Origin of the sequence: Nocardioides sp. NPDC004968 (genome assembly GCF_040608935.1) — a bacterium.
In the GTDB taxonomy this organism is placed as follows: domain Bacteria; phylum Actinomycetota; class Actinomycetes; order Propionibacteriales; family Nocardioidaceae; genus Nocardioides.
Genome location: NZ_JBEXJF010000039.1, coordinates 1 through 13,560, shown reverse-complemented (window position 1 = coordinate 13,560; position 13,560 = coordinate 1). Strand labels below are relative to the sequence as shown.

The window sequence follows — 13,560 nt, the reverse complement described above, 5'->3', positions numbered from 1 at the left end:
ATCAGTGCCCCATTCCAAGTCCGCCGTCGACCGGGATCACGGCCCCGGTCACATAACCCGCATCAGCCAACCACGTAACGGCCGTGGCCACCTCGTCCGGTGACGCATATCGCCCCAGCGGAACCCGTTCCGTGATCGCCTTCTGCTGCTCATCGGTGAGGACCGCGGTCATCTCGGTCTCCACGAAACCAGGCGCGACCACGTTGGCGGTGATCCCACGCGAGCCGAGCTCGCGCGCGAGCGATCGGGCCATGCCGACCAGCCCGGCCTTCGACGCCGCGTAGTTGACCTGGCCCGGGTTGCCCATCAGCCCGACGACCGAGGAGATGAAGATGATCCGCCCGCGGCGCAGCCGCAGCATGCCCTTCGAGGCACGCTTGGCGAGCCGGAAGGACGCGGTCAGGTTGGTGTCGATCACGGAGGTGAAGTCTTCCTCCGACATCCGGAGCACGAGGGTGTCCTTCGTGATCCCGGCATTGGCGACGAGGACCTCGACGGGTCCGTGGGCGGCCTCGGCGGCGGCGTACGCCTCCTCGACGGCGGCCGGGTCGGTGATGTCACACACCAGGTCCAGGGCCCCTTCCGGAGCCCCGCCCTTGCGGGAGGTCACGGCAACGTTGTCGCCGTTGGCGACGAAGGCCTCGGCGATCGCCCGGCCGATGCCGCGGCTGCCGCCGGTCACCAGCACCGAGCGCGGTGCCTTGGTTGTGGGGTTTTCACTGTCAGTCACAGGCGCGACGGTAGCGATTACTTCGGCGTACGACCAATGTCTTGGATTTGCTTGTGAGAACCATCCAAAGTCCATCGGAGCGCCCCTGTTGGGACCACACCATTGACCGGGTGCCATCGGCCACGACCTAGACTGGCGGTATGTCCAAGGCGCAACCGATCAGGATCACCACAGCCGGCCGTAGCCGCGCCGAGGACATCGCGATCCGCCAGAAGCGCTACGCCATCTCGATGTCGATCCGTTCGCTGTGCTTCATCGGTGCCGTGATCGCCGGTCTGGCCGGTATCGGCTGGCTGTGGCCGATCCTGATCGCGGCGGCCCTGATCCTGCCCTACGTCGCGGTCGTCATGGCCAACGCGACCAACACCAAGAGCGACGAGATGAACCTGATGGACTCGCCCTACGGCCCGCGCCAGCTCACCAGCGGACGCGAGCAGCAGCTGCGCGAGAAGGACGAGGACTGATGGGCGCGCTCGACTCCGACCTGTGCTCGGCCAAGGGCTGCCAGGACTCCGGTTCGTGGGAGCTGCAGTGGAACAATCCCAAGATCCACACGGCCGACCGGCGTAAGATCTGGCTCGCGTGCGAGACGCACAAGGAGTCGCTCAGCGACTTCCTGGGCGCGCGCGGATTCCTCAAGGACGTCGTCCCTCACTAGCTGTTCCCCCGGAGAGGTCGTGCGATGAACCCGATCCCTGTGCTCCTCGACTGCGACCCCGGCCACGACGACGCCATCGCGATCCTGCTGGCGCTGGGCAGCCCGCACATCGACCTGCTCGGCATCACCACCACGTTCGGCAACTGCCGGGTGGAGAAGGCGACCTACAACGCCCAGCGGATCTTGGCGCTGGCCCGCCGGCCCGATGTCCCGGTCGCCGCCGGTGCCGCCGGGCCGCTGGCCGGTGAGACCCACATCGGCGACTTCATCCACGGCGCGACCGGGATCGACGGGCCCGACCTTCCCGAACCGCTCGCTCCCCCTGCCGCGGTCGGGGCGGTCGAGTTCCTGCGTACGTCCCTCCTGGCCGCCCCGGACCCCGTCACCGTCGTCGCCACCGGACCGATCACCAACGTCGCGGTGCTGCTGCGCGACCATCCCGAGGTCGGTCCGAAGATCGCCGAGATCGTCTTCATGGGCGGCTCGACCGAGCGCGGCAACACCACGCCGGCCGCCGAGTTCAACGCCTACGCCGACCCCGAGGCGCTCGACCTCGTCCTCACCAGCGGCCTGCCGACCCGGATGGTCGGGCTCAACCTGTCCCACCAGGCGCTCGCCACTCCGGAGGTCGTCGCGCGGATGCGGGCCATGGATCATCCGGTCGGCCGGGCGTGCGCCGACCTGATGGGCTTCTTCGGCGGCACCTATTCCGACGTCTTCGACTTCGCTTCTCCCCCGGTCCACGACCCCTGCACCATCGTGGCCCTCATCGACCCCGGCCTGATCACCTGGCACAAGTCGTTCGTAGCTGCCGAGACCGCGGGCCGCTGGACCCGCGGCGCGACCGTCGTCGACCTGCACGGACGCCTCGACGAGCCGCCCAACGCCCAGGTCGCGATCACCCTCGACGTCGAGGGGTACTGGGATCTCGTCTTGGACGCCGTCGACCGCGTCGGCAGCTGACCTGCCGAGAGGTCAGGTACGTCGGCCGAGGCGTCGCTCCCGCTGGCCGAGGCGTCACCGCAATGACGTCTCGGCCGACGCGAGTGACGTCTCGGCTGGTGGCTAGCCGCCGATGGCGCTCATCGGGCGGTCGGGCTGGAGGAAGCCGAGGTCGTCGATGCCGTGGCCGGCGCGCTTGCCGGCCATGGCGGTGACCCACCGGGCGGCGAGGTCGGCGTCGGAGGCGCCGGCACGAAGCGGCGTACGCAGGTCCGACTCGGAGCGCGCGAACAGGCAGTCGCGCACCTGTCCGTCGGCGGTGAGGCGCACCCGGTCGCAGTCGCCGCAGAAGGGGCGGGTGACGGAGGCGATGATGCCGACCTTGGCCGGGCCACCGTCGACGTGGAAGAGCTCGGCGGGGGCGCTGCCGCGGGGTTCCTCGGCGGGCGTCAGCTCGAAGGCCGCCGACAGCGCCGCCAGGGTCTCGTCGGCGGTCACCATCTTGTCGCGCGACCAACCGTGCTGGGCGTCGAGAGGCATCTGCTCGATGAACCGCAGCTCGTAGCCACGCTCGACCGACCAGCCGAGCAGCTCGGCCGCCTGGTCGTCGTTGACTCCCCGCAGCAGGACCGCGTTGATCTTGATCGGTCCCAGGCCGGCGTCGGCCGCGGCCTCCAGCCCGGCGACCACGTCGGCCAGCCGGTCGCGACGGGTGATCTCAGCGAAGATCTCCGGCCGGATCGAGTCCAGCGACACGTTGACCCGGTCGAGCCCGGCCTCGGCGAGCGACCCGGCCATCTTGGCCAGCCCTAGCGCGTTCGTGGTGATCGAGAGCTCCGCCTCGGGAGCGACCTCGCGGGTACGCGCGACGATCGAGACCAGCCCGCGCCGCACCAGCGGCTCACCACCGGTGAACCGCACCTCGCGAACGCCGAGCTGACCGGTGGCCACGCCGATCAGCCGCACCACCTCGTCGTCGGTGAGCACCTCGTCGCCGGGCAGCCAGTCGAGCCCTTCCGCCGGCATGCAGTAGGTGCACCGCAGGTTGCAGCGGTCGGTCAGAGAGACCCGCAGATCCGTCGCCACCCGGCCGAACCGGTCGACGAGCCTCTGCTGGGTCTGATCTGTCGGGGAGGTCGTCATCACACCAGTCTAGGCAGGCTCGACCCGGATCGTGAGTGAGGACCGCATGCCAGTTAGTCTCATACGGTGAGTTCGTTCCGTTTCCTGCTCAGCCGACGCTGGGCCGGTTTCACGGTGTTCGTGCTGATCCTGGCCTACGGAACCTGGTGGCTGGGCCAGTGGCAGTTCGACCGTCTCGAGGACCGCAAGGCCAGCAACCAGATCGTCCGCGTCAACGAGGACGCCGAGCCCGCGCCCGTCTCCGACGTACTGGCCCCGGGCCAGAAGGTCGCCGAGAAGGACGAGTGGCGGCGGGTGACGGCGACCGGGACCTACGCGGTCGACGACACGATCATCTGGCGCTACCGCACCCCCGACGACGCGAAGGGTGTCGACATCGTCGTGCCATTGGTGCTCGCCGACGGGAGCGCGGTGCTCGTCGACCGCGGCTGGCTGCAGACCAAGTCGCAGGACGAGTTCGAGGACCTCCCGGCGCCGCCGTCGGGTGAGGTCACGATCACCGGCTGGGTCCGCGCCGACGGCACCGGCGACTCCACCGACGTCGCCCAGGTCGACGGTTACCACGCCACTCGCGCGCTCTCCTCGACCCAGGTCGCGCAGGTGGTCGACGAGCCGCTCCTGACCGGCTGGCTCCACCTCGACACCGAGTCCCCCGAGCCCGCCACCCAACTGCGCCAGGCCGACCTGCCCGAGCTCGACAACGGCCCCCACTTCTTCTACGGGCTGCAGTGGTGGTTCTTCGGCGTCCTCGCCATCGCCGGCTTCTTCTACCTGATGTACGACGAGCGGCGCACCCAGCGCCAGGACCACCCTGCACAAGACGATGACACCGCCGACGGCGACGAGCCGGCCGATGAGCGCGCCCGCAAGAAGGCCGCCAAGCTCGCCCAGAAGCAGGCCGTGAAGGCGGCCTACCAGGCGGCGTACGAGAAGGAACGCAGCGGAAAGACCTGACCGCCCAGGGCCTGTTTGAGAACTCGGAAGGCGCCGGCCAGACGCCGCCCAGCGCACGCCCTGGCGGCGTTGCCGCCTCTCAACAGACGCCCGGTATGCCATCGAGGCGGCGCCTTGCCAGGCCGCACGCTGGACGACGTCTGGCTCGGCGCCGAGTTCCCAACAGGCCCTAGCGGCGGAACTGCGTCTCGTAGAGCTCCGCGTAGAGCCCGCCGTCGGCGAGCAGCGACTCGTGGGTACCGGACTCCACGACCCGTCCGTCCTCGACGACCAGGATTCGGTCGGCGGCGCGGATGGTGGAGAGCCGGTGGGCGATGACGATGGACGTACGTCCCTCCAGCGCGGCGTCCAGAGCGGTCTGAACCGCGGCCTCGGACTCGGAGTCGAGGTGGGCGGTGGCCTCGTCGAGCACGACGATGTGGGGCGCCTTCAGCAGCAGCCGGGCGATCGCGAGCCGCTGGCGCTCGCCGCCGGAGAGTCGGTAGCCGCGGTCGCCGACGACGGTGTCGAGGCCGTCCGGGAGGCCCTTGATGACGTTGGCGACCTGGGCTGCCTCCAGGGCGGCCCAGACGTCGCCGTCGGAGGCGCCGGGGCGGGCGTAGAGCAGGTTGCCGCGCACGGTGTCGTGGAACATGTGGGCGTCCTGGGTCACGTAGCCGACCGCGGCCTCGAGCGACTCCAGGGTCACCTCGCGTACGTCGAGGCCGCCGACCTCGACCGACCCGGAGCGTACGTCGTAGAGCCGTGCGATCAGGTGGGTGATCGTCGACTTCCCGGCACCGGAGGGTCCGACCAGGGCGACCATCTGCCCCGGTTCGGCCACGAAGTCGATGTCGGTCAGTACCTCGCGCACCTCCCGGCTCTCCGGGCGCGCGATCGTCTCGAGCGAGGCGAGCGAGACCTCGTCGGCACGCGGGTAGGTGAAGGCGACATGGCGGAACCGCACCGAAGCGGCGTCCGGCGGCACCTCGACCGCGTCCGGCTTCTCCTTGATCAGCGAGGGCAGGTCGAGGACCTCGAAGACGCGGTCGAAGCTGACCAGCGCGGTCATCACGTCGATGCGTACGTTGGAGAGCGCCTGCAGCGGCCCCAGCAGCCTCACCAGCAGCAGACCGAGCGCGGTCAGGGTGCCGAGCGTGACGTCGCCCTGGATCACCATCCAGCCGCCGACGCCGTAGACCAGCGCGGTCGCCAGCGCCGGGACCACCTGCATGGTCGCCCCGAACAGGCGGGTCAGCAGCGCGATCCGAATGCCCAGGCGGCGTACGACATCGGCTCGCTCGGCGAAGGCGGCGTCCTCCTCCTCGCGACGGCCGAAGAGCTTGAGCAGCAGGGCGCCGCCGACGTTGAACCGCTCGGTCATCGTCGTCGCCAGCGCCGCGTTGCCGTCCATCTGCTCGCGGGTCAGGCCGGCCAGCCGGCGGCCGACCCAGCGCGAGGTCAGGAACAGGATCGGGAACAGCGCGAGGCACATCAGCGTCACCTGCCACGACAGCACCAGCATCGCCGCGCCGACCACGACCAGCGAGATCAGGTTGGAGACGCTGTTGGACAGGGTCGAGGTGAAGGCTCGTTGCGCGCCGAGCACGTCGGTGTTCAGGCGGCTGACCAGCGCGCCGGTCTGCGCCCGGGTGAAGAAGGCCAGCGACTGACGTTGGACGTGGCCGAAGACCTGGGTGCGCAGATCGAAGATGAGTCCCTCGCCGATGCGGGTCGAGAGCCAGCCCGAGACGATCCCGAAGCCCATGTCGACCACGGCCACCAACGCCATCGCCGCGGCGAGCCAGACCACGAGCGAGACGTTCTGCTCGAGCACACCGTCGTCGATGAGGCGCTGGGTCAGCAGCGGGGTCACCACCACGAGCGCGGCGTCGAAGACGGTGAACACCAGGAACGCGCTGATCAGGGCGCGGTGAGGCCCGGCGTAGGAGATGACGCGCTTCAGCGTGCCCTTCGGCAACCCACGCTGGAGAACCGTCCGGTCGGCACGCAGGTTGCGCATGATTCCGCCGCCGCCCATCGCCCCGCCGCCGGCACCGAAGCCTGGACCCATTTGTGACACCCCGTCACCTTAGTTCGCCCGGCGATGTTCGGCCGCTTCGGGATGGTTCGTCGAAATATGGTCAAAATCACCTCGGGTAGGTGACCAAGCGCTCTGTTGGTGGTATGAAGTGGAGCGCGTGTGTGCGCCGGTCTCCGGGGGCTGGATCAGGATTCGTCCAGACCGCCCTGAACCCGCGGGTTCATGCCATGACTGCTCACCCCCACACCAGGTGCCCTGACATGACCCGACCACTCCCGGCCCGACTCCACCGAGCCGGTCCATGGTTCTGCAGTACCGCGATCCTCCTCTTCGTCGCGCTCTCCCCCGTCATCTTCGTCACCGCCTCCGGTGACCAGTGGTTCTGGCCGTGGATCCTCGCCGGCGTACCCGTCGTCGCCCTCACCCTGTGGCTCACCGCGATGGCCTACGACACCACCCCTGCCGAGGCGTCACCCCGGCCGGCCGAGGCGTCAGTCCCGTCGGTCGAAGAGTCGGACGCGCAGGCCGAAGCGTCACTTGCGTCGGCCGAGTGGGCACCGGATGACACCTCGGCCGACGCGAGTGACGTCTCGGCCGACGTACCCGACCTTTCGACCGACGCGGGTGACGTCTCGGCCGACGTACCTGACGTCTCGGCTGGGCGGGGTGGGGATGCCGGGATGCGGGTGGCGGTGCTGTCGCTGTCTCGCAAGGTGCAGGCGTCGGCGCACCGGATCCAGGAGGAGTCGACGCGGATGGTGGCCAAGTTCCCGGCGGAGCCGGACGTGCTCGAGGCGGGGATGCGGGTCGACCACGCGGCGGCACAGCAGGCGCGGCTGGCGCAGAGCATCGCCACGCTGTGCGGTGAGCAGCCCGGGCAGCACTGGCGCGACCCGCTCGCGATTGCCGACGTCGTACGTGGCGCGGCGGGCCGGATCACGGCCTATCGCCGGGTCCGGGTGGAGGGCGACCCGCCGGTCGCGGTCCAGGGTGCGTACGTCGAGCCGCTGATCCACCTCGTCGCCGAGCTCCTCGCCAATGCGACCCAGTCCTCGCCGCCGGCGACGGCGGTGCTGGTCACGATCCGTTCCGTACGCCGCGGCGCTGCCCTCGAGATCGATGACGCGGGCGTCGGCATGGACGAGACCAACCTGGCCTGGATGCGCGAGATCGCCTCCGGCACTCGGCAGGTTCGCCTCCACGACCTCGGCGAGATCCCGCAGACCGGCCTGGCGGTGGTCGGCACCTACGTACGCCGTCACGGGTTCCGCGTCGACCTGACCGAGTCCGTCCACGGCGGCCTGCGGGTCGCGGTGCTGGTCCCCGAGGCGATGACCACCCCGCTGAGCCCGGCCGCGCTCGAGCCGGTCGCGCCGCGTACGCCGACATCGACCCCCATCCCCGCAGCGCTCCTGACGAAGGCTCCCAAGGCACCGCCCCCGTCAACGACCCCGCCGCCCGCCTGGCCCGTCCACAGCACCCCGAACGCACCCGATCCCGTGCCGGACCACGAGCAGCGCGAGCCGTCGCTGTTCACCTCCGACGGCTTACCGCAGCGCCGCTCGAAGCGCGGCCAGCGCTTCGCGACCGGACAGCAGCTCGCGACGAGCCAACCCGTCCCGGCGCGCCCCGAGCCGACAGCCGAACAGGCGGGCGCCTGGATGAGCAGTTTCCTCAGCACCCCGGCCACGCCCCCGGCCGGCACGACCATCCCGCACCAGGCCGTCGAGCCCAAGGACGACAGCACCGCCGCGGAGACCGATTCCGCACCCGAGAACCACTGGAGGAACCATGACCGATGAGAACAGCTGGATGCTGGAGCTGGTCGCGGGAGTACGCGGCGTACGTCATGTCGTGGTCCTCTCCGCCGACGGGCTCGTCCGGGTCCGCACGAGCCACACCCCGCGTGAGGAGGCCGACAAGCTGGCCGCGGCGTGCGCCGGCCTGACCTCGCTCGGTCACGGGATCAGCCGCCAGTTCGGCGCCGACGCCCACCCCCGTCAGGTGATGGTCGAGTTCAACGGCGGCTTCCTGTTCATCCGTGGCGCCGGCGACGGCTCCCGCCTCGCGGTGGTCACCGAGATGAGCATCGACCCGGCGCTGGTCGCCCAGCAGATGCAGGCGACCGTCCTGATGCTCGGGGAGCGCGCGATGAGCACCCCGAGACGTTCGATCTGAGCCGATCCGAGCCGATGCCCGACGCTTCTGACGACTACGTCGACCACCCGATCCGGTCCTACGTCCGGACGGGTGGTCGTGCCCGTCCGACCCATCGGCTGACGCCGGCGACGCTCCTGATCGGCCACACCAGCCCGGCGGCCACGGACTCGTCGGTGGGCCGTCAGGAGCGCGAGATCCTCTCCCAGTGCCTCGGCGTGATCTCCATGGCCGAGATGGCCGTCCATCTCGGCCAGCCGGTCAGCGTCTTGGCGGTGATCGCCTCGGACATGATCGACGCCGGCCTGATCGGCGTACGTCCCGACAGCGACGCCGCCGCCGGCCCCTCCCGCGAAACCCTCCAGAAGGTCCTGCATGCTCTCAACCACCTCTGACGGCAACCACTATCTGGCGCCGACGGTCGTCGAGTCGGTCAAGATCCTGGTGGTCGGCTCCTTCGGAGTCGGCAAGACCACGCTGATCGGCTCGGTGAGCGAGATCGAGCCGCTGCGCACCGAGGAGACGATCACCCAGGCCAGCGAGGGGATCGACGAGGTCGCGGCGACCCCGGAGAAGACGACGACCACGGTCGCGATGGACTTCGGCCGGATCACCCTGACCGACGAGATCGCGCTCTACCTGTTCGGCACCCCCGGGCAACGCCGCTTCTGGGACCTGTGGTCCGGCCTCGCCGAGGGTGCCGCCGGCGCTCTGGTCCTGGTCGACACCCGCCGGCTGGCCGACTCCTTCGAGGTGCTGGACCAGCTCGAGACGCGTACGTCCCTGCCGTTCGTGGTCGCGATCAACCAGTTCCCCGGCGCGCCGAACTACGAGCCCGACCAGATCCGCACGGCGCTCGACCTCGATGACGAGACCCCGATCGTCGTGTGCAACGCCAAGAACCGCAACGCCTGCGCCCGAGCGCTCGCCGCGCTCGTGCGCCACGCTCTGAAGACGCACTGACCCCCGATCCACGACCGACAGGCACTCCTCGCGATGACTCCCACCCGCACCGTACGGCTCGCCGACCTCACCGACCTCGTCCAGGCGCCCGAGACCGTCGGGCCTCGGGCGAGAGAGGTGCACCAACGGCTCCGGGCCGAATGGGGCCCGGTCGCCCCCGGCGAGCTCTCCCCCGGCGTACGCCTCTGGTTCGCGATGGGCTATGCCGAGTTCAGCGAGGTCATCCGCAACGAGGACGTCTTCTCCCGCAACGGCGACAACTGGAGCGCGGTGCAGGAGGGCAAGATCCTGCCGGACATGCCGATCTATCCCTTCGTGACCACTCGGCAGAACTCCTTCCACAACGACGGCGAGCTCCGCCGGCGGCTGCGCTCGCCGGTCGACCGGGCGCTCTCGCGGGTCGACGAGCACGGCTACGCCGCGAAGGTACGCAGCATCTGCAACGACCTCGTCGACGACATGCTCGAACGCGGCGAGGCCGATCTGGTCCAGGACTACGCCGTCCTGATCCCGCTGCTGTCGGTCGCCGCGATGTTCGGCATGGGCCACGAGGTCGGCGACTCGATGCGCAAGGCCGCCCACAAGGTCCTCGGGGGCGGCCAGCTCGCCCAGGAGGGGGTCATCGAGTTGGCCGTGGAGATCGTCGACCACATCGCCAAGCGCCGCAGGGAGCCCCAGGACGACGTCACCTCACACCTGATCGACGACCCGGGCCTGTGGGACGACAACGAGGTCATGGAGGCGATGATCGTGATGATCATCGCCGGCAACGAGCTGACCATCGCGACCATCACCCAGACCCTGCTGCTGATGCTCTCCGACGAGCGTTTCGCCGGTCGGCTGCGCGGCGGCCGCCTCGACGTCGACCAGGCGATCGAGGAGGTCATGTGGCGCGACCCACCCTGCTACAACATCACCCCGCGGTTCGCGCTGCGCGACGTCGAGCTCGGCGGTCAGCTGATCCGCAAGGGCGACGCCGTGGTGCCGTGCATCGCGGCCGCCAACGTCGACCCGCTGATGACCGGCGGTGACCCGTGGCTGGAGATCGGCAACCGCGCCCACATGTCGTGGAGCGCCGGACCCCACTCCTGCCCCGCCCAGCGGCCGGGCACGATCATCGTCCAGGCGGCCGTACGCACCGTCCTGGAGCGCCTCCCCGAGGTCTCCCTCGCGGTGCCGGCCGACCAGGTCGAGCGCAACACCGACTCGCTCTCCTACCGCTACCCGACCTCGATGCCGGTGACGTTCGTCCGCACGCTGACCTGAGGGTCAGGCGAGCGAGACCAGGTCGGCGTACTCCTCGTTCCACAGGTCCTCGACACCGTCGGGGAGGATGAGCACCTTGTCGGGCTCCAGCGCGTGCACGGCGCCCTCGTCGTGGGTGACCAGCACGATCGCGCCCTCGTAGCGGCGGATCGCGTTGAGCACCTCCTCGCGGGAAGCCGGGTCGAGGTTGTTCGTGGGCTCGTCGAGCAGGAGGACGTTGGCCGCGGAGACGACCAGGGACGCAAGCGCCAACCGGGTCTTCTCACCGCCGGAGAGCACCCCGGCCGGCTTGTGCACGTCGTCGCCGCTGAAGAGGAAGGCACCCAGCACGGTGCGCGCCTCGGTATCGGTGAGCTGCGGTGCCGATGACTGCATGTTCTGCAGCACCGACCGCTTGGTGTCGAGGGTCTCGTGCTCCTGGGCGTAGTAGCCGACCTTGAGCCCGTGACCGGGCACGACCTGCCCCGTGTCGGGCTGGTCGACGCCGGCCAGGATGCGCAGCATCGTCGTCTTGCCGGCGCCGTTGAGCCCGAGGATGACCACGCGGGTGCCGCGGTCGATGGCCAGGTCGACGGCGGTGAAGACCTCGAGCGCGCCGTAGGACTTCGAGAGGTCGTTGGCAGTGAGCGGGGTCTTGCCGGACGGCGCGGGTGAGGGGAACTTGATCGAGGCGACCTTCTCCTGCTGCCGCTCCCCCTCGACGCCCGCCATGATCTTCTCGGCGCGCTTGAGCATGCTCTGCGCGGCGGTCGCCTTGGTGGCCTTGGCGCGCATCTTGTTGGCCTGGTCGGTGAGCGTCTTGGCCTTGTTCTGCGCGTTCATCAGCTCGCGCTTGCGCCGGGCCTCGTCGGTCTCACGCTGGGTCAGATACTGCTTCCACGGCATGTTGTAGATGTCGATCACCTCGCGGTTGCCGTCGAGGTGGAAGACCTTGTTGACCGTCTGGGCGAGCAGGTCGTTGTCGTGGGAGATCACGATGAAGCCGCCCTTGTAGGACTTCATCCAGTCGCGCAGCCAGATGATCGAGTCGGCGTCGAGGTGGTTGGTCGGCTCGTCGAGGATCAGCACCTCGGCCGACGAGAAGAGGATGCGCGCCAGCTCGACCCGGCGTCGTTGACCACCGGAGAGCGTCTTCAGCGGCTGGGTCATGATCCGGTCGGGGATGCCGAGCGACTGGGCGATCTGCAGGGCCTCGGTCTCGGCCGCGTAGCCACCGCCCGCGTCGAGCTCGTCATGGGCGCGCTGGTAGCGCTTCATCGCCTTCTCGCGGACGTTGGGATCCTCGGATCCCATCTCCTCCTCGGCGATCCGCATGCGGCGTACGGCATCGTCGAGACCTCTTGCGGAGAGGATGCGGTCCTTGGCGATCACCTCGGGATCACCGACCCGCGGGTCCTGGGGCAGATAGCCGATCTCACCGGTGTTGGACACCGTTCCGGAGGCAGGCAAGTGGTCGCCGGCGAGCACCTTCGTCAGGGTCGTCTTCCCAGCGCCGTTGCGGCCTACGAGCCCGACCTTGTCGCCGGGTCCGACTCGGAATGTGACGTTCTCCATCAAAAGTCTGGCGCCGACGCGGACTTCTAGGTCATGGGCAGTGATCATCTCCGTCACTAGTGTATGGGCGGGGCACTCGGTCCCACACATCACCACCTCCAGGGGGACAAGATGCGGTTCAACCCGAAGGCCAGACTCGACACCAGCCGGACCTCCGGCGGCGGTGGCGGTGGCGGGTTCGGTGGTGGGGGTGGCGGCCGGATCCCGATCCCCGGCGGCAAGGCGAGCGGTGGCATCGGCACCGTCATCGTGCTGCTGATCTTCTTCCTCATCACCCAGTGCACCGGCGTCGGCCCGCAGGTCCTCGGCGACAGCGGAGGCTCCACATCCGTCGGCACCGGCACCTTCGGCGGCATGCAGGCGGCCGACGGCGGCGAGACCGGCGACTTCGGGTCGTGCCAGACCGGCGAGGACGCCAACAACGACGAGAACTGCGCCTTCGTCGCCCTCGAGAACTCGATGACCGGCTACTGGGACTCCCAGCGCGACCTCTCCGGCCGGTTCCAGCCCGAGCAGGCGGTCGTGATCTTCTCCGACCAGGTCCAGACCGGCGGCTGCGGCTCGGCGTCGAGCTCCGTCGGCCCGTTCTACTGCCCGGCAGACCAGACGATCTACCTCGACCCGACCTTCTTCGACTCCATCTTCGAGCAGCTCGGCGGCCAGGACACAACCTTCGTACGCGCCTACGTGCTCGCCCACGAGTACGGCCACCACATCCAGAACCTGCTCGGCACCATGGGCCAGGTCCGCACCCAGCAGGGCCCCGACTCCGACGCCGTACGCCTCGAGCTGCAGGCCGACTGCTACGCCGGCATGTGGACCGCCGCCGCCGAGGACGACGGGTTCGTCGACGACATCACCGACCAGGACATCACCGAGGGCATCGATGCCGCCAAGACCGTCGGCGACGACCACATCCAGTCCCGCACCACCGGCCGCGTCGACACCTCGTCGTTCACCCACGGCTCCTCCGAGCAGCGGATCGCCTGGTTCAGGAAGGGCCTGACCACCCCCGACTCGATCGCCGGCTGTGACACGTTCAGGGCGCGGGATCTCGACAATCCGTAGGCTCGTGTCCCGGTCGAGGCCAGCTCACATCGCCATGAAATGCGTCAGCTTGACGTTGAGATAATCGTGGATTGCCTGGCGGCCGCCCTCGCGGCCCATGCC

General features: G+C 69.4%; 14 protein-coding genes. 10 read left to right on the top strand and 4 right to left on the bottom strand.

Translation table 11 applies throughout. The features are described 5' to 3' along the window. Position 1: 1 nt before the first annotated feature. Positions 2-730, bottom strand: coding sequence for a 3-oxoacyl-ACP reductase FabG (gene fabG, locus ABZU72_RS24315; protein WP_355021356.1), 729 nt, complete (start codon positions 728-730; stop codon positions 2-4). 140 nt (positions 731-870) lie between these two features. Between fabG and ABZU72_RS24310 the strand changes: the two genes are divergently transcribed. The 3 genes from ABZU72_RS24310 to ABZU72_RS24300 are packed head-to-tail and all read left to right on the top strand — an operon-like array spanning position 871 to position 2,351. Continuing rightward, positions 871-1,194 carry a DUF3099 domain-containing protein gene (locus ABZU72_RS24310; protein WP_355021355.1) on the top strand — a complete coding sequence of 108 codons (324 nt, stop codon included), beginning with the start codon at positions 871-873 and terminating at the stop codon, positions 1,192-1,194. After that, complete coding sequence (locus tag ABZU72_RS24305; RefSeq protein ID WP_355021354.1) at positions 1,194-1,388, top strand: acetone carboxylase; 195 nt, start codon at positions 1,194-1,196, stop codon at positions 1,386-1,388. The genes ABZU72_RS24310 and ABZU72_RS24305 overlap by 1 nt, the downstream gene beginning before the upstream one ends. Positions 1,389-1,412: 24 nt before the next feature. After that, a complete protein-coding gene (locus tag ABZU72_RS24300; RefSeq protein WP_355021353.1) occupies positions 1,413-2,351 on the top strand; it encodes a nucleoside hydrolase in 939 nt (312 codons plus the stop codon). Positions 2,352-2,453: 102 nt separating this feature from the next. Here the strand turns inward: ABZU72_RS24300 and moaA are convergent, their stop codons facing one another. Further along, on the bottom strand, positions 2,454-3,473 hold the full coding sequence (gene moaA, locus ABZU72_RS24295) for a GTP 3',8-cyclase MoaA (RefSeq protein WP_355021352.1): 1,020 nt from the start codon (positions 3,471-3,473) through the stop codon (positions 2,454-2,456). Between the two features lie 66 nt (positions 3,474-3,539). Between moaA and ABZU72_RS24290 the strand changes: the two genes are divergently transcribed. Next, a complete protein-coding gene (locus tag ABZU72_RS24290; protein ID WP_355021351.1) occupies positions 3,540-4,427 on the top strand; it encodes an SURF1 family protein in 888 nt (295 codons plus the stop codon). A 169-nt stretch (positions 4,428-4,596) separates the two neighbouring features. Here ABZU72_RS24290 and ABZU72_RS24285 read toward each other — a convergent pair whose 3' ends face one another. Then, on the bottom strand, positions 4,597-6,480 hold the full coding sequence (locus ABZU72_RS24285) for an ABC transporter ATP-binding protein (RefSeq protein ID WP_355021350.1): 1,884 nt from the start codon (positions 6,478-6,480) through the stop codon (positions 4,597-4,599). Positions 6,481-6,710: 230 nt separating this feature from the next. Between ABZU72_RS24285 and ABZU72_RS24280 the strand changes: the two genes are divergently transcribed. From ABZU72_RS24280 to ABZU72_RS24260, 5 genes are read left to right on the top strand one after another with little or no spacing between them, the layout of a single operon-like run. Beyond that, on the top strand, positions 6,711-8,252 hold the full coding sequence (locus ABZU72_RS24280) for an ATP-binding protein (RefSeq protein WP_355021349.1): 1,542 nt from the start codon (positions 6,711-6,713) through the stop codon (positions 8,250-8,252). Further along, a complete protein-coding gene (locus ABZU72_RS24275) occupies positions 8,242-8,628 on the top strand; it encodes a roadblock/LC7 domain-containing protein (protein WP_160022665.1) in 387 nt (128 codons plus the stop codon). The genes ABZU72_RS24280 and ABZU72_RS24275 overlap by 11 nt, the downstream gene beginning before the upstream one ends. Before the next feature lie 14 nt (positions 8,629-8,642). Continuing rightward, positions 8,643-9,002: a DUF742 domain-containing protein gene (locus tag ABZU72_RS24270; RefSeq protein WP_355021348.1), complete on the top strand. Its 360-nt coding sequence runs from the start codon at positions 8,643-8,645 to the stop codon at positions 9,000-9,002. Continuing rightward, positions 8,983-9,570, top strand: coding sequence for an ATP/GTP-binding protein (locus tag ABZU72_RS24265; RefSeq protein WP_355021347.1), 588 nt, complete (start codon positions 8,983-8,985; stop codon positions 9,568-9,570). The genes ABZU72_RS24270 and ABZU72_RS24265 overlap by 20 nt, the downstream gene beginning before the upstream one ends. A gap of 33 nt (positions 9,571-9,603) precedes the next feature. Beyond that, positions 9,604-10,836 (top strand): cytochrome P450, encoded by a 1,233-nt coding sequence (locus ABZU72_RS24260; RefSeq protein WP_160022659.1) that lies wholly within the window; start codon positions 9,604-9,606, stop codon positions 10,834-10,836. Positions 10,837-10,839: 3 nt separating this feature from the next. On the opposite strand, the gene ABZU72_RS24255 is transcribed toward ABZU72_RS24260, so the two are convergent. Beyond that, positions 10,840-12,438, bottom strand: coding sequence for an ABC-F family ATP-binding cassette domain-containing protein (locus ABZU72_RS24255; RefSeq protein ID WP_355021346.1), 1,599 nt, complete (start codon positions 12,436-12,438; stop codon positions 10,840-10,842). A 63-nt stretch (positions 12,439-12,501) separates the two neighbouring features. Here ABZU72_RS24255 and ABZU72_RS24250 point away from each other — a divergent pair, with 63 nt between their 5' ends. Then, positions 12,502-13,458, top strand: coding sequence for a neutral zinc metallopeptidase (locus tag ABZU72_RS24250; RefSeq protein WP_355021345.1), 957 nt, complete (start codon positions 12,502-12,504; stop codon positions 13,456-13,458). The last annotated feature ends 102 nt before the right edge of the window (positions 13,459-13,560 follow it).